Source organism: Lelliottia sp. F153, assembly GCF_002870005.1.
Taxonomy (GTDB): domain Bacteria; phylum Pseudomonadota; class Gammaproteobacteria; order Enterobacterales; family Enterobacteriaceae; genus Enterobacter; species Enterobacter nimipressuralis.
The window spans coordinates 786883-804304 of record NZ_PKFT01000001.1 but is presented as its reverse complement, the minus strand read 5'-3'; the positions used below and the strand labels follow the sequence as shown (position 1 = coordinate 804304).

Below are 17422 nucleotides of genomic sequence, written 5' to 3'. Positions count from 1 at the left end.
TGTTAAACGCCAGGCGTCGTAATACTGTTCTTCACATGCGCCAGCGCGCTTTCAAGCGGCACGGCGCTGCGGGAAATTTTGGCCTGCAAATTTGCGCCTAACCACAGCGCGTACAACACCTGGGCCTGCGTTAAAGGATCGCCGCTAAAGTTTAGCGTTTTTTCAGCGCGACCTTTTTCCAGCGCCTGAGCCAGCAGGGCGATAACGCCGCTGGCCCCTTTGTCCATCGCGGTGCGCATATCTTCTGACAGATCGCACACTTCGGCAGACAATTTAACGGTCAGGCACCCGCTGATAATGCCCTGCTGACAGAACTGGTTCAGCGTTTCCTGATAGTAGTTGAGCACTCGATCACGGTAGCACCCTTCACCGCTGGCAAAATGGGCGGCGAGACGCTGGTGGTAACTGGCATAGTGCCGCTCCAGCATCGCCACGCCAAACGCTTCTTTGGAGCGGAAGTAGTGATAAAACGAACCCTTTGGCACCTCAGCGGTTTTTAACAACTCGCTCAGCCCCATTCCGGTAAACCCGCGGTGCATACAGAGACGCTCGCCGGTGGCCAGAAGATGTTCGCGTGTATCGTGTTCAGTATTTTTGCTCATGGCGCTCACTGTAATAGACCAATCGGTCTAATGCAAGTATCACGATTTTCGACAGGTACTGATGAGATCCATCTGCGGATGATAAACCGCTGATTTTATGTTCATCATCCCGAGCACAGTCGAGAACAAATTATCCTGAGACACCTCTGTTTTCGCCGCCCGATCGCGTAAGCACGGCTCGTTGATACTGTAATTGTTCACGTAATCCGGCGAGAGCCAGAACATAAACGGAATGTGCGTCTGTTGTGTCGGCGCCAGCATGTACGGCGTGCCGTGCAGATACAGCCCATTTTCGCCGAGCGATTCGCCGTGATCGGAGAGATAAATCAGCGCGGTGTTCATCGTCGTCTGACGCGCTTTCAGTGCATCAATGGTTTTACTGACCACGCTATCCGTATAGAGGATGGTGTTGTCGTAGGTATTCATCAGCGCCTGATGATCGCAGTCCTGAATCTGGTTGGTGTCGCAGGTCGGGGTAAACTGGCGATACGCTTTTGGATAGCGCTGGTAATAGGCCGGGCCGTGGCTACCCATCAGGTGGATCACCAGAACCGAGTCCTGCTTCAGGCCGTCGAGCACGTTGTCCAGACGGTGCAGGTTGACGTCATCGATACAGGATTTATCTTTGCAGAACTGATCCAGTTTCCACTGGGTCATATCCGTGTGCGGAATGCGATCGCAGGCGCCCTTACAGCCGCCGTCGTTTTCACGCCACAGCAGATTAATACCTGCGTGGGCCAGCACATCCAGTAAACCTTCCTGATGACGCGCCAGATCGGCATCATATTTTTTGCGCGGCATACCGGAGAACATGCACGGCACTGAAACCGCCGTTTCTGTTCCGCACGAAGACGCCTGTGGGAAGTTAATCATGTTCTCTTTTTTGAGCTGCGGGTTGGTGTCGCGCCCGTAGCCGTTGAGAGAGTAATTTTCCGCGCGAGAGGCTTCGCCAATCACCAGCACCAGCACCGTTTTTTTCTTCTGCGCCAGAATGACTGGCCCTTTCTGGGCGTCCTGGCCGATGCGTACCAGCGTTTGATCGCCTGCAAACCAGCGGTTTTTGCTGTATTTGGCGATGGCGCTGACGTAGTTAGCAGGCGTCACCATTTTGACGATGCTTTTGTTATTGCGAAACAGCGAGGCGTAATCCTTATAGAAGACCGAGGCCACCAGAATAATCACCATCAGGGCACCCAGAATGGCTGCGACGCGGGTAAGCAGCGTGTACCACCATTTCCCGGAACGAATACGAATAAACAGCAGTGCAATGGAGGGAATCAACCCGATCGCCGCGATCCACAGTAGCATTTGCGGCGTGACCAGCGCGGTGGCTTCCTGCGAGTTGGTCTCGAAAATATTCACCATCATGTTCTGATCGATGACAGCGCCATAGGTGAACATAAAGTACGTGGCCCCGGCACAGCCCAGGGTCAACAGAATCATCAGCGGTTTACGGATAAAGGGGATATTAAGCAGGCTGAAAATAATCACCCAGCCACAAAACAGAACCAGCGGCACGGACGCCGCAAACAGGAAATCGTGCAGATGCGACGGGGCAATAATCTGCCAGCTGCGCTGAATAAACAGGGCATTGAGGAGAGTAAAGAACAGGGCGCAACCGAGGGTAAATTTAATATCATTACACTGTAACTTTTTCGCGGACCACATCATTAAGAAACCATTTGTTATATTGATGAGGCGAGTATAGGGAGCGAAGATTAGAGAAACCTTAATGACACATTTCTGTGCTAAAGCCCTTGCAGGCACGGCGTTTAGCGTCTTCACTGAAGGTGTTAAGTGATTTCGGGAGGTGTGTGTGGCAGAGCAACTGGAGTTTTTCCCCATCCAGAGCCCGTGCCGGGGAATTTGTCAGTCGGATGAACGCGGTTTTTGCCGGGGCTGTATGCGCAGCCGCGACGAGCGTTTTAACTGGCAAAAGATGAGCGACGCGGAAAAACAGGACGTCATACGCCTGTGCCGACAGCGTCTATTGCGCAAATTACGCGCAAACAAACCGACCGATACGGAAGAACCTCAGCAGCCTTCACTTTTTTAGCGGCGGATATGCGTATACTCATGACATCACTTCCTTGAGGAAATTGTTATGGTTCAGCGTATTGCCCTTGCCCCGCAGGGCCCAGAGTTTTCGCGTTTTGTCATGGGTTACTGGCGTCTGATGGACTGGAATATGTCCCCGCGCCAGCTGGTCAGTTTCATTGAGGAACACCTCGACCTCGGAATTACCACTGTCGACCACGCCGATATCTACGGCGGCTATCTGTGCGAAGCGGCGTTTGGTGAGGCCATGAAACTTGCGCCACACCTGCGTGAGCGCATGGAGATTGTCACCAAATGCGGTATTGCCACCACCGCGCGCGCCGAAAATGCCCTCGGGCATTACATCACCGACAGCGATCACATCATCAAAAGCGCCGAGCAGTCGCTGGTCAATCTGGCCACCGACCATCTGGATTTGCTGCTGATTCACCGTCCCGATCCCCTGATGGATGCGGACGATGTGGCGCAGGCGTTCCTGTCGCTGCATCAGAGCGGGAAAGTGCGCCACTTCGGCGTGTCGAACTTCACACCGGCGCAGTTCGCGCTGCTCCAGTCCCGTCTGCCGTTTACGCTCGCGACCAATCAGGTGGAAATCTCCCCGGTTCACCAGCCGCTGCTGCTCGACGGAACTCTCGATCAGCTGCAACAGCTGCGCATTCGTCCGATGGCCTGGTCCTGCCTTGGCGGTGGACGTCTGTTCAACGACGAGGCCTTCCAGCCGCTGCGAGATGAACTGGAAACCGTGGCCCGCGAGCTAAACGCCGAGAGCATTGAGCAAGTCGTTTATGCGTGGATCCTGCGCCTGCCGTCGCAGCCGCTGCCGATTATTGGCTCCGGCAAAATCGAGCGTGTGCGCTCGGCGATTGCGGCAGAAGAGCTGCAGATGACGCGCCAGCAGTGGTTCCGCATCCGCAAGGCCGCGCTGGGCTACGACGTACCTTAACCGCGCATTAGCCTGACTTTCCGGTGAAAATGTTGCCCCTGGTCTAAACTTTAGGGGCAAATTAAACCCGAGGAGGTCATATGAAGCGTTTTGCTCTGGCAGTCGTGACGCTGGTTGTGTGCGCAGGTGCGCAGGCAGCCAGCGAAACCGTCGACATGAATCTCGTTACCTCACAAGGGATCGGCCAGTCCATCGGGACGGTGACGATTTCTGAAACCGACAAAGGGCTGAAATTTGCGCCCGATCTCAAAGCACTTCCTCCTGGTGAACATGGTTTTCACGTTCACGCTAAAGGCAGCTGTCAGCCTGCACTGAAAGAGGGTAAAGCCTCTGCGGCAGAAGCCGCTGGCGGCCACTTTGACCCTCATCAGACGGGCAAACACGAAGGTCCGGAAGGGCTAGGCCACGAGGGCGATCTGCCTGTGCTGGTGGTGAACAACGACGGAATAGCCACCGACTCCGTTGTGGCACCGCGTCTGAAAAAACTTGATGACATCAAAGGCAAGGCGCTGATGATTCACGTCGGCGGCGATAACATGTCCGATCAGCCTAAACCCTTGGGCGGTGGCGGCGCACGCTACGCCTGCGGCGTGATCTGATCGCTGATTGTCCCTGGCGGCGGGGCCTGTTCCAGCTGCGACAGGGAGCAGTGTAAACGCCAGACAAGAGACGCTAAATCGCGCGCGGCCGGAAGGGGGTGGCGTGCGAGCGTCTCACTGATGCGCTGCAGCTCGGCAAGCGTGACCGCCAGCGGACGTTGCTGCACGCCCCGTTTGCTCATGACATCTCTCAGCAGAGAGATACAGATATCGCGCACCTGCGAGAGCGGATCTGAGCGCGTTTCCCACGCTCGCAACTGCCACACCACATGCGAGCAGTTCAGTAGCACTACGCCCCAGCGCAGCAGCCAGCGGCGGGATAATTCGTCCTGACTGTTGTTCAGCTGGCTGACGTGATGATAAACCAGCGACTCGTACTCATTTTCACTCAGATGAGGTTTGCGGCTGAGCTGATCGACAAATCCCGCGCGCAACTCGCGAATGTGGCGTCGGCTTTTGCGCGCATCGGAGCCAGGACGCAGGACCGCAAACGCCAGCCACGCCAGACCAACGCCGAGGATCTTCGCCAGATTATCATTCAGAAAATCGGCGAAATCGTACACCGGTGGATTGGTGACTGAGATAAACGAACCCATAAAGACGATCAACTGCCCCCACAATCCTGCGAGTTTCGGCATCTGCAATTTCAGCAACTGCATGGTCGTGAGCAGGGGAAACAGGAACAGCAGGAACTGCCACAGATCGGTGACCTGCACCATCAGCCCGAATTTCACCGCGAAACTGAACAGCGAGAGCAGTACCAGCGTGCGCAGCAGCAGCGTGAGGGAGTTAAAGGGGGAAGCTGCCACCGAGTAAAGCACGCAGCTGATTGCCGCGAGAGTCAACGCCGCCGAGCCAGATTCCCACTGCGTGGTAATGCTCCAGGCGCCCATCAGCATCAGGGCGCAAAAGGTGCGAAATCCGCTCCAGAGCGCTTCGATATTATCCGTATGACGGGTCAGCGCCGGGCTGCCGGGCACCGCGAATTCGGTTATGGGCGTGGCTTCCTCAACGGCTCTGATCCAGCGGCTGCTGCGCAGATATAAACGACAGAAATAGAGCAGTCGCTGCCAGAAGGCGCGATGGCGGTAGTCAAACTCATCCGTCGGGGCGAGAGGGGCGACAATCCGCGCCACCGTAAGGATATCGGTTTGCGGGTTAGCGAGCGCCGCCAGCAGACGGTCGATCACTTCCCGCGTGTTTTCCGGCGGATTTGGCCAGTTGAGTAACATCCTGCGCAGGCCGGAGAGGGCGCTGGTCATCCTCAGTTGCTGGTGAAGAAGATAGTTCAGCAACGTGTTCTGGCGACGAAAACGGTAATGACTCCAGAAAGCCTGAATACGCAGCAGGTTCATCGTCAGGATCTGCCCGATGACTTTCTCGTGGGCAAGGCGGATCGCGTCGCTGGAGTCAGGCTGCCAGAGTAAACTTGCGTGCTCAAGCAGGCGAGCATGCATGGTTTTCAGGGCGGTGATAAGTGTTGTTCCGTCCGAGGTGCTGGGCAGAATCATCATCATCACGCCGCCGCAGAGGATACCGATGATCACTTCGCACACGCGTGCCTGAGCGATATCCCACAGCTCGGTGGTATCCAGAATATTGACTACCGGAAAGGCGATAATCGCCGCCGTATAACCGGCGAGCTGGAACGCGTAGGCCACATTATTGGTAAAATGGGCGCAGGCCCAGGTACACAAGCCCAGCCAAGCGGCCATGCTTAGCAAAAAGAGCCAGGGATCGTTGAGCGTGTGCCCGGCGATAATCAGTGCCGCCGTGGCCCCCAGCAGGCTGCCCGCGACGCGCCCGAGGCTTTTACTGATTACCCCTCCGACGGTAGGAAAACTGACCACCGCCGCTGAGGTCATCGCCCAGTAAGGCTCATCCAGATTCAGATAATAAGCCACCGAAAGGGCCAGACACATGGCGATGCCGTTGCGCAGGGCATATCGCCACTGCGCAGGGGTTGCTTTGAACCACGGCATTTTGCGCCAGGAGAAAGCAGAGAGGTCCATCAGCGCGTTCCGATCGAGACGGTGCAGGTTGTGCCGGAGACCAGCGTGATATCTGCCGGGAGTTTGTCGAACTCTACGCGAACCGGAACACGCTGGGCGAGGCGCACCCACGGCACGTTAGGTTTGATGTCGGGCACAAGGCCGGAGTCGGTCTCGACACTTTGATCGTAAATGGCGCGGCCAATGCTGGAGACGTGACCCTGTAACCGGGTGGAGCCGCTATAAAGCGTGATCTGCGCCGGTGCGCCTTCCTGAATATGACGAAGCTTTGTCTCTTCGAAATAGCCGACAACGTAGAACGAGTGGCTGTCGACCAGCGCAAAGACCGGCTGCCCCTGAGTGGCGTAGTTCCCCTCTCGGGTGGAAAGATTGGTTACCCATCCGTCAACGGGCGCTTTAACGACCGTTTGCGTGAGCTGCCACTGGGCTTGTTTCAGCGTGGCTTCTGCCACCTCAACGCTGGCCTTCATGGCTTTGACGTTGATGTTCGCGGTATCAAGATCTTCAGCAGAGATAAAGTTTTGCGGCAGGTGGCGGCGGCGATTGGCTTCATTGTTGGCTTTCGCCAGATCGGACTGCGCTTTTGCCAGCTGCGCCTGGGCGTTCAGTACCGCGATATGAAACGGTGTCTCATCGATGCGAAAGAGCACGTCTCCCGCCTTCACCCGCTGGTTATCTTTCACCAGCAGAGACGTGATGCTCCCGGAGACCTGCGGCGTAATGCTGACCTGCTCGGCGCGGACTTTGCCATCGCGCGTCCACGGCGACTGCATGTAAAAATTCCATAGCCACCAGCCCGCGACCAGTGCCAGAGCCAGAACCAACAGGCTGGAGAAATATTTAAGGGTTTTCAGCGACATATTCACCACGCAATCAACAGAGCCAGAGCGAGACAGACGGAAAGGGTAAACAGCGAAAGATCCATCAGCATGGGGTGCCAGATTTCGCCGGAGTACATCCAGTCGCGAAGCAGCCGGTGAGCCACAAGCCAGATCAGAAAGCCCAGCATAACGGCTTTGAAAATCGGGGGAAAATAGACAGACGCACCGACAATCAGGTCCTGAAGGGGTAACCCCGCGGAGCTAGTAGAGAACTTCACGAGCAGAGATCCTTTGCAGTGGTGAGGGGCCAGTGTTAACACAATGAAGTGTCTTCATTAAGTGTAAATGATCCGTTCGGAATTGATGAATGCAGTATTGCATTTGTTTTGCCAATATAAATGCTGCACACTATTCTAAAATCAGTATAATAACTTAGCAAGCTAATTATAAGGAGATGAAATTGGAATCGCCATTAGGTTCTGATCTGGCAAGGTTGGTACGCATCTGGCGTGCTCTGATTGACCATCGCCTGAAACCTCTGGAATTGACACAGACGCATTGGGTCACGCTGCATAACATTCATCAGTTGCCGCCCGATCAGTCACAAATTCAACTGGCCAAAGCGATTGGCATTGAGCAGCCATCTCTGGTGCGTACGCTCGATCAGCTGGAGGAGAAGGGGCTGATTTCCCGGCAAACCTGCGCCAGCGATCGCCGTGCTAAACGCATTAAACTGACGGAAAAGGCAGCGCCTATCATCACTGAGATGGAAGCGGTGATCAGCAAAACGCGTGGCGAGATCCTCTCCGGGATTTCACCGGCCGAGCTGGAACAGCTGATTGATATGATTGCTCGCCTTGAGCAAAACATCAATGAGCTGCAAACCCGCGACTGACGTCATGACAAAGCCTTGCATCGCAAGGCTTTCTTTTTAGCGGTACACCACCACCCGGTTGCGCCCCGTCTCCTTAGCCTCATACATCGCCTTATCCGCACGCTCGACGCACTCTTCAGCTGTAACCGCAGATGACGTCGCGGTATACACGCCCATGCTGATAGTAATTGGCTCCGGAAGCTGCCCGTGGGTGGTTTCACGATCGAAACTGCTCAGCAGGATACGGATCCGCTCGGCCACCTGGCGTGCCGCCTCTGACGGGGTATTCGCCAGCAGCAAGACAAACTCTTCACCGCCGATGCGCGCGGCAATATCCTGAGGACGGACCGAATCCATCAGCAGATTGGCAACAAACTGCAGTACTTTGTCGCCTTGCAGGTGACCGTAGGTGTCGTTGATGCGCTTGAAGCGATCGAGATCGCTGACAATCACCGACACGGGTTTACTGGCGCTGGTGGTTCTGAGCAAATGGTTCAAGGATTCGTAGAAGTAGCTGCGGTTGTAGAGACGCGTCAGGGCATCGCGAATCGAGTTCTGATAAGACTGCTGATATTTAAGATGAGAATCGCGGTACAGACTGAAGACATCGTGCAGCAGGGTAAAAATAATCAGCAACGTAGCGGTCGTTTCAAACAGACGCGAGCTGTACCAGGCAAATCCCCCCACATAATCACTGGCAAACAGGGTGACAAGCGTAATCATATAGCAGACACACAAAAAGCTGCCGCTGACCCAAAATTCATTACGCAGACGCGTGATGACCAGCATGGTGATTAATGTGACAATCCAGAAAATAATCAGAATGAGATTAATCACTTGATTCCATAATATTGTCATCTGCCGGGTGTCATCACTGACCAGATCTATCGAAAGTAATGTGCTGTGGCTCGAATAAATCCACGCCAGAGTAATCATTGAAACGGTAAACAGAAATAAACAGATAATAATAATTACATGTACACGGCGCGGTAATACATGATGGCGCAGGGTGTAAAGTACCGCCGCGCATGTGATCAGGAAGGCCATCATCACGTTGCGGAACATGAAGAAAATCATCGCGTCGTTATAATTAATGCGATGCAGGCCGAACGAGGTGAGCCACGCCGGGAAACTGCTCAGCGTCCCCAGCATCAGCACCGCGGAGCCCGCGAAGGCAAAGGCGATGGCGAGCAGGAAAATCCGGTTTTTATCGCACCAGTATTTCATCAGCATAAAAAAGGCAATAAACAGATGAAAGACTAAAAGAAATATCGTTAGCGTAGGAAAAATTAATGGCGAAAGGCTCGGAATAATACTCTCTGTTTTTAAATAAAGAGTATGTAATATTCCATAAAAGACCAGACAGGCAAGCAAGAAGGAAACGTAGCGGTTTCCCAGATATCGGTTTATCACGATCATACGGTTGTTAACTGACAGATAATGCGTTATTAAGAAAAGAAGATGAACGCGGAGGATAATGTAATAAGAGATAAAATACTTTGCGCGGGAACAAGAGAAGGGGAAGTAATTAATTCACACGGTGAATGTGTTTTAGCGGATTAATTAATCAGATTGCATTCAAGAGTAATGGATGTGACCCTGAGGCCACATCCATTATGGCATTAGCGTGGGGATACAGTCACCTGGCTACCGTTGCTTGCCAGGACCACACGTTGGCCGCTAGCAAACTGGGTTTTACCCTGTTTCTGCACAACCATGATGGTGTTGCCGTCGTCTTTACGGATTTCCAGCTCAACGCCCTGGGTTTTGTTCATTGAACCCTGAACACCCTGACCCGCTACGCCACCCGCAACAGCACCTGCGGCAGTCGCCAGAGAACGTCCGGTGCCACCACCGACGGTGTTACCCAGGAAGCCACCCAGCACAGCACCACCAATCGCGCCAATCACGTTGTTGTCATCGCCACCCTGGATCTGAACCGGGCGAACGTTAACAACAGTACCGTAAGTGACGTTCTGAACTTGCTTGGCTTCGGAGGCGGTGTAAACATCACCCGAAAGGGAATCGTTATTCACGCAGCCAGCCAGTGTTAAACCAATCAGTGAAACGCCCAGTACACGTAAAATCATTTGAATCTCCTGTTCACCAACAACGCTCAAACTGAGCATCCGTTATGGCTAAATTATATGGCATTGAGAGCCATAGATCATATCTTTGCACTAACAATAGGAAAATTGTACTTGAATTTGACTTAACGAGACATAAACGGAAGAGGCGGGGTGCTTGAGATCGGACATTGTTAAAAAATATTAGCCGGTCATAGAAATACCCCTTCATTTATGGTGGAGTGGTGACCCCAAGCCCAGATAACCTAAGGAAAGCGCATGAAATCGGGTCGTTATATCGGTGTCATGTCAGGCACCAGTCTTGACGGAGTCGATGTTGTCCTTGCTGCAATTGATGAAAACATGGTGGCGCAGCAGGCAAGCCTGAGCTGGCCGATTCCCGTTGAACTGAAAGAAGCGATTCTGAGCATTTGCCAGGGACAGCAGCTGACCCTTTCGCAACTGGGGCGGCTCGATGTGCAGCTCGGATCGCTGTTTGCCGATGCGGTGCTGGCACTCATGCAACAGGAAAATCTTCAGCCAAAGGACATCGTGGCGATTGGCTGTCATGGGCAAACCGTGTGGCATGAACCGCTTGGCGACGCGCCGAATTCGATGCAAATTGGCGATAATAACCAGATCGTCGCCAAAACGGGTGTGACGGTCGTGGGGGATTTCCGCCGTCGCGACATCGCCCTTGGCGGGCAGGGCGCGCCGCTGGTTCCTGCGTTTCACCAGGCGCTGCTGGCACATCCGGATGAACGTCGCATGGTGCTGAACATTGGTGGCATCGCTAATTTGTCGATGCTCATTCCTGGGCGACCGGTGCGCGGTTACGATACCGGGCCTGGCAATATGCTGATGGACGCCTGGATCTGGCGTCAGCGTGGCAAAGCGTACGACAAAGACGCACAGTGGGCGTGCGAGGGAAAAGTCATTATTCCGCTGCTGCAAACGATGCTGAGTGATCCTTATTTCGCCGCGCCTGCGCCAAAAAGTACGGGGCGCGAATATTTTAATTACGGCTGGCTTGAGCGCCAGCTGGCGCAGTTCCCGGCGCTGGCCCCGCAGGATGTGCAGGCGACGCTGGTGGAGCTGACGGCAATCTCGATTTCGGAGCAAGTTTTGCTGAGCGGCGGCTGCGAGCGACTGCTGGTGTGCGGCGGTGGCAGCCGAAATCCGCTGGTGATGGCGCGCCTCGCCGGGCTGTTACCGGGCACCGAGGTGACCACTACCGATGCGGCAGGCATCAGCGGCGACGATATGGAAGCCCTGGCCTTCGCCTGGCTTGCCTGGCGCACGGTCGCCGGTCTGCCGGGGAATCTGCCTTCCGTTACCGGTGCGCGCGAAGCCAGCGTACTGGGGGCGATTTTTCCGGCCAATCCACGGCATAATCAGAGTTAACTGAATTCCAGCCCTGCCCGTTGCCGTTAAAATCGAAAGGAATACAGGAGGGTGACTTCACCCTCCATGACCAGGATAGTCTTCGGAACAGGCTCATGAAAAAACTTCTTCTTACGTTTGCCCCTCTCTTACTCGCGGGCTGTAGCTACTACAACCAGGTTGTCGATCGCCTCAATACCGACACCCTCGAGTATCGCTGTGATGAAAAACCACTGACCGTGAAGCTCAATAATCCGCGTCAGGAAGCCAGTTTCATCTACGACAATAAAATGCTAAACCTGAAACAGGGTATGTCCGCCTCCGGCGCGCGCTACACGGACGGAATCTACGTATTCTGGTCCAAAGGTGACGATGCCACCGTCTACAAACGCGACCGCGTAGTGCTCAACAACTGCGTGCTGCAAAATCCGAAGCGTTGAGATTTTTACAGGGGCGGCGCACAATAGCGCCACCCAATTCTAATTTCAGCTAACGCCATGTCAGATAACGATGAATTGCAGCAAATTGCGCATCTGCGCCGTGAGTACACCAAAGGCGGCCTGCGTCGCCAGGATCTTCCCGCTGAACCCCTCGTACTTTTTGAGCGCTGGCTGAAACAGGCCTGTGAGGCCAAACTGGCCGATCCGACCGCAATGGTCGTCGCCACCGTCGATGAGAACGGCCAGCCCTACCAGCGTATCGTCCTGCTGAAACATTACGACGAAAAAGGGCTGGTGTTTTATACCAACCTCGGCAGTCGTAAAGCTCACCATCTGGAAAACAATCCGCGCATCAGCCTGCTGTTCCCGTGGCATATGCTGGAGCGTCAGGTGATGGTCACCGGTAAAGTTGAACGCCTCTCAACGCTCGAAGTGCTGAAATATTTCCACAGCCGTCCTCGCGACAGCCAGATTGGCGCCTGGGTCTCGAAACAATCGAGCCGCATTTCGGCACGTGGCGTGCTGGAGAGCAAATTCCTCGAGCTAAAACAAAAATTCCAGCAGGGCGAAGTGCCTCTGCCAAGCTTCTGGGGTGGTTTCCGCGTTCCCATCGAGCAGATGGAGTTCTGGCAGGGGGGCGAACACCGTCTGCATGACCGCTTTTTATACCAGCGCGACAACGACGCGTGGAAAATCGACCGACTGGCCCCGTAATCCTCGAAATTTGTTGTTTTAAGCGCTAGCGCTGGATGGGCTGGCGCTTTATTCTATGTCTCTTTCGCGCTAGGCGAAAAGTCGTGTACCGACAGAGGTGCAGTCGTTTATACATGGAGAATTTGATGGCAAGCAGTAACTTGATTAAACAATTGCAAGAGCGGGGCCTGGTGGCCCAGGTGACGGACGAAGTAGCGTTAGCAGAGCGACTGGCGCAAGGCCCGATCGCGCTCTATTGCGGCTTCGATCCCACCGCTGACAGCTTGCACTTGGGGCATCTTGTTCCATTGTTATGCCTGAAACGCTTCCAGCAGATGGGCCACAAGCCTGTGGCGCTGGTGGGTGGTGCAACCGGTCTGATTGGTGACCCAAGCTTTAAAGCCGCCGAGCGTAAACTGAATACGGAAGATACCGTTCAGGAGTGGGTGGACAAAATTCGCAAGCAGGTTGCGCCATTCCTCGACTTCGATTGCGGTGAAAACTCTGCGATTGCTGCCAACAACTACGACTGGTTTGGCAACATGAACGTGCTGACCTTCCTGCGTGATATCGGCAAGCACTTCTCCGTTAATCAGATGATCAACAAAGAAGCGGTGAAGCAGCGTCTGAACCGTGACGATCAGGGCATCTCCTTTACCGAGTTCTCCTACAACCTGCTGCAGGGTTATGACTTCGCTTGTCTGAACAAACTGCACGGCGTAGCGCTGCAGATTGGTGGCTCTGACCAGTGGGGCAACATCACGTCCGGTATCGACCTGACGCGTCGTCTGCATCAGAACCAGGTATTCGGTCTGACCGTACCGCTTATCACCAAAGCTGATGGCACCAAGTTCGGTAAAACCGAAGGCGGCGCAGTCTGGCTGGATCCGAAGAAAACCAGCCCGTACAAATTCTACCAGTTCTGGATCAACACCGCCGATGCGGACGTTTATCGCTTCCTGAAGTTCTTCACTTTCATGGACATCGAAGAGATCAATGCTCTGGAAGAAGAAGACAAGAACAGCGGTAAAGCGCCTCGCGCACAGTACGTGCTGGCCGATCAGGTCACCAGCCTGGTTCACGGTGAAGAAGGTCTGGCGGCGGCGAAACGTATCACTGCCAGTCTGTTCAACGGCACCCTGAGCGATCTGAGCGTGGAAGATTTCGAGCAGCTGGCGCAGGATGGCGTGCCAATGGTTGAGATGGAAAAGGGCGCCGATCTGATGCAGGCGCTGGTCGATTCCGAGCTGCAGCCGTCCCGTGGTCAGGCGCGTAAGACCATCGCCTCCAATGCCATCACCATCAACGGTGAGAAGCAGGCCGATCCGGAATACACTTTCGCTGAGAGCGATCGTCTGTACGGGCGCTACACCCTGCTGCGTCGCGGTAAGAAGAATTACTGTCTGGTTTGCTGGAAGTAATCACAAGTGTTTGAGGGGCGTGGGAAACCACGCCCCTTTATTTTTTCAGGGTTGTGGTAAGAAAAATGAATAACATCCTCGCCATTCAGTCCCACGTTGTATTTGGCCATGCCGGCAATAGCGCCGCAGAGTTCCCGATGCGCCGCCTTGGGGCCAACGTCTGGCCGCTCAACACCGTTCAGTTCTCCAATCACACACAATACGGTAAATGGACAGGCTGCGTGCTGCCTGCATCGCATTTGACGGAGATTGTGCAGGGTATCGCGGATATCGATCAGCTAAAGCGCTGTGACGCCGTTTTAAGCGGTTATCTGGGATCGGCGGAGCAGGGCGAACATATCCTGGGTATCGTACGTCAGGTTAAAGCGGCAAACCCGTCGGCCAAATTTTTCTGCGATCCGGTGATGGGCCATCCCGAAAAAGGGTGCATCGTGGCGCCGGGTGTGGCGGAGTTTCATCTGCGTCATGCGATGCCGGCAAGCGATATCATCGCGCCAAATCTCATCGAACTGGAAATTCTCTGCGAGCATCCGGTGAACAGCGTTGAAGAAGCCGTGACGGCGTCACGTGAGCTGATAGCTCAGGGACCGGAGATTGTGCTGGTAAAACATCTGGCGCGCGCGGGGTTTAGCCCGGACCGCTTTGAAATGCTGCTGGTGACGAAAGACGACGCCTGGCATATCAGCCGTCCGCTGGTGGACTTTGGCGCTCGCCAGCCGGTGGGCGTGGGCGATGTGACGAGTGGATTACTGCTGGTGAAACTGTTGCAGGGCGCATCCCTGCGCGACGCGCTGGAGCATGTGACCGCAGCGGTCTATGAAATCATGATCGCGACGAAACAGATGGATGAGTATGAGTTGCAGGTTGTGGCGGCGCAGGAGCGTATTGCGAAGCCGGAGCACTACTTTAGCGCGACGCAGCTTTAAAAACAGTGCCCGGCAAGCGCGCAGCGCCGCCGGGCAATGCAGAGATATCTTAGTTCAACCCTTCCGCTTTCAGCGCCGCCGCCACGCCCGGACGTGCCGCCATGCGTTCCATATACGACGCAATATGGCTTAATCCTTCCATATTCAGCTTCACTGCCCGCGCCCAGCGCAGAACCGTAAACAGATAAGCGTCAGCAATGGTGAAGCGTTGGCCGCAAATCCACTGATCGTCTTTAAGAGCGTCGTTAACGTACTGCAGTTTTTTCTCCAGCAGGGCACGAACGGTCGGTTTGTACTCTTCAGGGGTATCCGGGCGGAACAGCGGCGTGAAGCCTTTATGCAGCTCAGTCGCGATGTAGTTCAGCCACTCGAGGGTTTTATAGCGGGAAATGCTGCCCGTCGGTGCCAGCAGATGGCGATCGGGTACTGAATCGGCCAGGAACTGCATAATGGCGACGCCTTCAGTGAGCAACGTGCCGTCGTCCAGCGCCAGAGCCGGAACCTGTCCTTTCGGGTTAATCGCGAAATAATCCTCGCCATTCTCCAGACGCTTTTTCATCAGGTCGACGCTATCGAGCGTGAAATCCTTGCCGCTCTCGCGAAGGGTGATGTGTGAAGCAAGAGAGCATGCGCCTGGTTTGTAGAACAGTTTCATCGGTAACTCCTTTTTGCTGAGATTAAGGTCATGGTAATGCGCGGCAGAATAAAAAAAAAGCCGCTAACGCACAGTTAGCGGCTTCTCTTCAGTCGTTTCCCGATGACAATTACGCGGTAGCGGTATCCGTCGCTTTAGCGGTTTTGTCGTCGTCCTGGGTCATACGATTCAGTTTAGGTGCAGTCAGCAGCATCAGCACGGCGATAATTGCGGTGGCGATACCGATTTGCATGAATACGCGACCGTACACTTCCAGGGAGACCAGAGGGTCGGTGACGTTTTCTGGAACGGCCATCAGGTTTGCAATTTTACCTGCGATGATAGCGGCACCCGCAGTAGTCAGGAACCAGCTACCCATGATGAAGCCCATCAGACGCTGTGGAACCAGCTGTGCAACCATTGCCAGACCCAGACCCGAGATCATCAGCTCACCGATAGACTGCAGCGCGTAGCTCAGAATCAGCCAGTTAACAGACACGATACCCGCGTCGGTCGCGAACTTGGTGCCCAGCGGCAGTACCAGGAATGCGCCAGAGCACAGCACCATACCGATGGCAAATTTGTGCGGCATCGGCAGACGGTCGCCCATCTTGTTGTAGATAGCGGCCAGAATCGGGCTACCAATCATGATCCAGAACGGGTTCAGTGCCTGGAACTGCTCAGGTTCGAACGCGATACCCAGAATGGCGTGCTCAACGTTACGAATGGCGAAGAAGTTCAGGGAGGTTGGCATCTGGCTGTACAGCACGAAGAAGACAATCGCCTGCAGCATCAGAATGAAGGCCACAATCATCTTACGACGCGCAGCGCCCTGCATAGCGAACGCTTCTTTCGCGAAGATGCAGATGATACCCAGAGCAACCACGCCCAGTACCGCGCGAGCAACGCCCTGGTTGTGCAGCAGCCAGGTGGCGATGGTAGCGAGGATCACAACGCCCACGATAGTCGCCAGCAGTTTGCCCATGTGAACCGGTTCGAAGTCAGGTTTAGAACCGTAGTCTTTGACCCAGCGTTTGCAGAAGGCAAAGTTAACCACGGTGATCAGCATACCGACAACGGAGAGTGAGAACGCTACGCTCCAGCCGAACTTCGCTGCCAGCCACGGTGTTGCCAGCATAGAGAAGAAGGAACCGATGTTCACCGACATGTAGTACATGGTGAATGCACCGTCGAGACGCGGGTCATCTTTGCTGTAGCAGGTAGAAAGCAGGGAGGACGGGTTTGCTTTGAACAGCCCGTTACCAACGGCAATTGTCGCCATACCCATGTAGACAACCGCAGCATCGTGACCGGACCACGCAACCAGCGCATAGCCGACAGCCAGAACGATGGCGCCGAGCATGATCACGCGTTTGGTGCCAAGAACTTTATCGCCTAACCAGCCGCCGACGGCGACCAGGCCGTAAACCAGTGCACTGAAAGAGGAGAACAGCGTGATGGAATCCGCTTCGGACATACCCAGTTGTTTAACCAGGTAAACAGCCATAATCCCTTGCAGGCCGTAAAAGCCAAAACGCTCCCATAACTCGATAGAGAAGATGAGATAGAACGCTTTAGGCTGTTTGAAAGCGTTTAAACTTACGCTCTCTTCTGTTGGTTTATTGTTTGCAGTAGACACATATACCTCTTTTTTTACATCCCATATTAACGGGGCTGTTCATAGCGTAATTGACCGGAGTCCATTCGCCTTATAGTTATATTGGGAGGGGAAACGGCGGGTAATGTTCACTATCCTGACCCATCTGGCAAGGTGTTTGTAATACTCTGTTACATATAACCAGGGCGGTATAATACGCGGGTCAGACAAATGTTATTTAGCGTTAAATCTTTCAGCATGAGAATTGGTGGTTTTTTTCACTACTGAGACCCGTAAAAAAGGGCTGTATGGCGATATGTTCTGCTATATGGTCATTGTGGCAGTGATATGGT

At 54.4% G+C, this 17422-nt stretch carries 18 protein-coding genes; 9 read left to right on the top strand and 9 right to left on the bottom strand.

The features are described from left to right. Positions 1-2: 2 nt before the first annotated feature. Together F153LOC_RS03800 and eptA are read right to left on the bottom strand one after the other, a co-directional pair. Positions 3-602, bottom strand: a complete 600-nt coding sequence (locus tag F153LOC_RS03800) for a TetR/AcrR family transcriptional regulator (protein WP_102103566.1) — start codon at positions 600-602, stop codon at positions 3-5. A gap of 39 nt (positions 603-641) precedes the next feature. After that, positions 642-2270 (bottom strand): phosphoethanolamine transferase EptA, encoded by a 1629-nt coding sequence (gene eptA, locus F153LOC_RS03795; RefSeq protein ID WP_102103853.1) that lies wholly within the window; start codon positions 2268-2270, stop codon positions 642-644. 148 nt (positions 2271-2418) lie between these two features. On the opposite strand from eptA, the gene F153LOC_RS03790 reads away from it, so the two are divergent. The 3 genes from F153LOC_RS03790 to sodC all read left to right on the top strand — a co-directional run bounded on the left by F153LOC_RS03790 (position 2419) and on the right by sodC (position 4202). Next, positions 2419-2658, top strand: a complete 240-nt coding sequence (locus tag F153LOC_RS03790; protein ID WP_100780403.1) for a DUF1289 domain-containing protein — start codon at positions 2419-2421, stop codon at positions 2656-2658. Positions 2659-2706: 48 nt separating this feature from the next. Further along, positions 2707-3603, top strand: a complete 897-nt coding sequence (locus F153LOC_RS03785; RefSeq protein WP_100780402.1) for an aldo/keto reductase family oxidoreductase — start codon at positions 2707-2709, stop codon at positions 3601-3603. An 80-nt stretch (positions 3604-3683) separates the two neighbouring features. Next, positions 3684-4202, top strand: a complete 519-nt coding sequence (gene sodC / locus F153LOC_RS03780; RefSeq protein ID WP_102103567.1) for a superoxide dismutase [Cu-Zn] SodC — start codon at positions 3684-3686, stop codon at positions 4200-4202. Here sodC and F153LOC_RS03775 read toward each other — a convergent pair. Genes F153LOC_RS03775 through F153LOC_RS03765 form a run of 3 tightly spaced genes read right to left on the bottom strand, consistent with a single transcriptional unit; the run spans position 4181 to position 7313 of the window. Then, positions 4181-6214 carry an FUSC family protein gene (locus F153LOC_RS03775; protein ID WP_102103568.1) on the bottom strand — a complete coding sequence of 678 codons (2034 nt, stop codon included), beginning with the start codon at positions 6212-6214 and terminating at the stop codon, positions 4181-4183. The two genes, sodC and F153LOC_RS03775, sit on opposite strands and share 22 nt — an antisense overlap. Beyond that, complete coding sequence (locus F153LOC_RS03770) at positions 6214-7074, bottom strand: HlyD family secretion protein (protein WP_100780399.1); 861 nt, start codon at positions 7072-7074, stop codon at positions 6214-6216. The genes F153LOC_RS03775 and F153LOC_RS03770 overlap by 1 nt, the downstream gene beginning before the upstream one ends. Positions 7075-7076: 2 nt before the next feature. Continuing rightward, positions 7077-7313, bottom strand: a complete 237-nt coding sequence (locus F153LOC_RS03765; protein ID WP_100780398.1) for a DUF1656 domain-containing protein — start codon at positions 7311-7313, stop codon at positions 7077-7079. 176 nt (positions 7314-7489) lie between these two features. On the opposite strand from F153LOC_RS03765, the gene slyA reads away from it, so the two are divergent. Continuing rightward, the gene (slyA, locus tag F153LOC_RS03760) at positions 7490-7930 is read left to right on the top strand and encodes a transcriptional regulator SlyA (RefSeq protein ID WP_100780397.1); all 441 of its coding nucleotides are present in this window, start codon (positions 7490-7492) and stop codon (positions 7928-7930) included. A gap of 36 nt (positions 7931-7966) precedes the next feature. Here slyA and F153LOC_RS03755 read toward each other — a convergent pair whose 3' ends face one another. Both F153LOC_RS03755 and slyB read right to left on the bottom strand, forming a co-directional pair. Next, positions 7967-9328: a GGDEF domain-containing protein gene (locus F153LOC_RS03755; RefSeq protein WP_102103569.1), complete on the bottom strand. Its 1362-nt coding sequence runs from the start codon at positions 9326-9328 to the stop codon at positions 7967-7969. 203 nt (positions 9329-9531) lie between these two features. Next, on the bottom strand, positions 9532-9999 hold the full coding sequence (gene slyB / locus F153LOC_RS03750; protein WP_100780395.1) for an outer membrane lipoprotein SlyB: 468 nt from the start codon (positions 9997-9999) through the stop codon (positions 9532-9534). A 255-nt stretch (positions 10000-10254) separates the two neighbouring features. Between slyB and anmK the strand changes: the two genes are divergently transcribed. The 5 genes from anmK (at position 10255) to pdxY (ending at position 14838) form a co-directional block, all read left to right on the top strand. Beyond that, positions 10255-11379, top strand: a complete 1125-nt coding sequence (anmK, locus tag F153LOC_RS03745) for an anhydro-N-acetylmuramic acid kinase (RefSeq protein WP_102103570.1) — start codon at positions 10255-10257, stop codon at positions 11377-11379. 95 nt (positions 11380-11474) lie between these two features. Continuing rightward, positions 11475-11798 carry a C-type lysozyme inhibitor gene (gene mliC, locus F153LOC_RS03740; protein WP_100780393.1) on the top strand — a complete coding sequence of 108 codons (324 nt, stop codon included), beginning with the start codon at positions 11475-11477 and terminating at the stop codon, positions 11796-11798. A gap of 57 nt (positions 11799-11855) precedes the next feature. Beyond that, positions 11856-12512 carry a pyridoxamine 5'-phosphate oxidase gene (gene pdxH / locus F153LOC_RS03735; RefSeq protein ID WP_100780392.1) on the top strand — a complete coding sequence of 219 codons (657 nt, stop codon included), beginning with the start codon at positions 11856-11858 and terminating at the stop codon, positions 12510-12512. Between the two features lie 125 nt (positions 12513-12637). Next, the gene (gene tyrS, locus F153LOC_RS03730; protein WP_100780391.1) at positions 12638-13912 is read left to right on the top strand and encodes a tyrosine--tRNA ligase; all 1275 of its coding nucleotides are present in this window, start codon (positions 12638-12640) and stop codon (positions 13910-13912) included. A 65-nt stretch (positions 13913-13977) separates the two neighbouring features. Then, positions 13978-14838, top strand: coding sequence for a pyridoxal kinase PdxY (pdxY, locus tag F153LOC_RS03725; RefSeq protein WP_102103571.1), 861 nt, complete (start codon positions 13978-13980; stop codon positions 14836-14838). Positions 14839-14887: 49 nt separating this feature from the next. Here pdxY and gstA read toward each other — a convergent pair whose 3' ends face one another. Both gstA and dtpA read right to left on the bottom strand, forming a co-directional pair. Beyond that, a complete protein-coding gene (gstA, locus tag F153LOC_RS03720) occupies positions 14888-15493 on the bottom strand; it encodes a glutathione transferase GstA (RefSeq protein ID WP_100780389.1) in 606 nt (201 codons plus the stop codon). A gap of 109 nt (positions 15494-15602) precedes the next feature. Further along, on the bottom strand, positions 15603-17111 hold the full coding sequence (gene dtpA, locus F153LOC_RS03715; RefSeq protein ID WP_100780388.1) for a dipeptide/tripeptide permease DtpA: 1509 nt from the start codon (positions 17109-17111) through the stop codon (positions 15603-15605). Positions 17112-17422 lie beyond the last annotated feature (311 nt).

Excerpts from the sequence above, each read along its gene's own strand:
- F153LOC_RS03800 (WP_102103566.1), bottom strand. The coding sequence starts at position 602 with ATGAGCAAAAATACTGAACACGATACACGCGAACATCTTCTGGCCACC.
- eptA (WP_102103853.1), bottom strand. The coding sequence starts at position 2,270 with ATGTGGTCCGCGAAAAAGTTACAGTGTAATGATATTAAATTTACCCTC.
- F153LOC_RS03785 (WP_100780402.1), top strand. The coding sequence starts at position 2,707 with ATGGTTCAGCGTATTGCCCTTGCCCCGCAGGGCCCAGAGTTTTCGCGT.
- sodC (WP_102103567.1), top strand. The coding sequence starts at position 3,684 with ATGAAGCGTTTTGCTCTGGCAGTCGTGACGCTGGTTGTGTGCGCAGGT.
- F153LOC_RS03775 (WP_102103568.1), bottom strand. The coding sequence starts at position 6,214 with ATGGACCTCTCTGCTTTCTCCTGGCGCAAAATGCCGTGGTTCAAAGCA.
- F153LOC_RS03770 (WP_100780399.1), bottom strand. The coding sequence starts at position 7,074 with ATGTCGCTGAAAACCCTTAAATATTTCTCCAGCCTGTTGGTTCTGGCT.
- slyA (WP_100780397.1), top strand. The coding sequence starts at position 7,490 with ATGAAATTGGAATCGCCATTAGGTTCTGATCTGGCAAGGTTGGTACGC.
- F153LOC_RS03755 (WP_102103569.1), bottom strand. The coding sequence starts at position 9,328 with ATGATCGTGATAAACCGATATCTGGGAAACCGCTACGTTTCCTTCTTG.
- slyB (WP_100780395.1), bottom strand. The coding sequence starts at position 9,999 with ATGATTTTACGTGTACTGGGCGTTTCACTGATTGGTTTAACACTGGCT.
- anmK (WP_102103570.1), top strand. The coding sequence starts at position 10,255 with ATGAAATCGGGTCGTTATATCGGTGTCATGTCAGGCACCAGTCTTGAC.
- mliC (WP_100780393.1), top strand. The coding sequence starts at position 11,475 with ATGAAAAAACTTCTTCTTACGTTTGCCCCTCTCTTACTCGCGGGCTGT.
- pdxH (WP_100780392.1), top strand. The coding sequence starts at position 11,856 with ATGTCAGATAACGATGAATTGCAGCAAATTGCGCATCTGCGCCGTGAG.
- tyrS (WP_100780391.1), top strand. The coding sequence starts at position 12,638 with ATGGCAAGCAGTAACTTGATTAAACAATTGCAAGAGCGGGGCCTGGTG.
- pdxY (WP_102103571.1), top strand. The coding sequence starts at position 13,978 with ATGAATAACATCCTCGCCATTCAGTCCCACGTTGTATTTGGCCATGCC.
- gstA (WP_100780389.1), bottom strand. The coding sequence starts at position 15,493 with ATGAAACTGTTCTACAAACCAGGCGCATGCTCTCTTGCTTCACACATC.